A 333-nucleotide genomic window follows, 5' to 3' on the forward strand; every position below is an offset into this window, starting at 1 on the left:
GGTGAACAGCGCGACGTCGACGTGCATGCCCGACAAACGGCCTTGATCCAGACCGATCGACGACGCTTCAATTGCCAGCGAGGTTGCGCCTTTATCGCGCAGGCCAGCCAGCGAGCGCGCCAGCAGCACTGCGTCCGGCGTGGTGTAGCCGGTAACGTCGTATTCCACTTCGCCGCGTGGTTTGAACACGCCCACGCCCAGCGTGCCGATGACAGCAGCCGGTTCGCCGCCGCGCGACAGGGCCTGGCCGAGCCACACGGCGCTGGAGGTCTTGCCGTTGGTGCCGGTGACGGCCACGGTGAACATGCCGGCATCCGGTTGCTGATAGAAGGC

At 66.4% G+C, this 333-nt stretch carries 1 protein-coding gene; it reads right to left on the reverse strand.

Going from position 1 to position 333, the window contains the following annotated elements:
- Positions 1 to 306: Mur ligase family protein (locus V3391_RS17640; RefSeq protein WP_332079754.1), on the reverse strand; the 306-nt coding region annotated here is incomplete at its 3' end.
- Positions 307 to 333 lie beyond the last annotated feature (27 nt).

The sequence above is a fragment of the Luteimonas flava genome, assembly GCF_036584485.1.
Lineage (GTDB): Bacteria > Pseudomonadota > Gammaproteobacteria > Xanthomonadales > Xanthomonadaceae > Luteimonas > Luteimonas flava.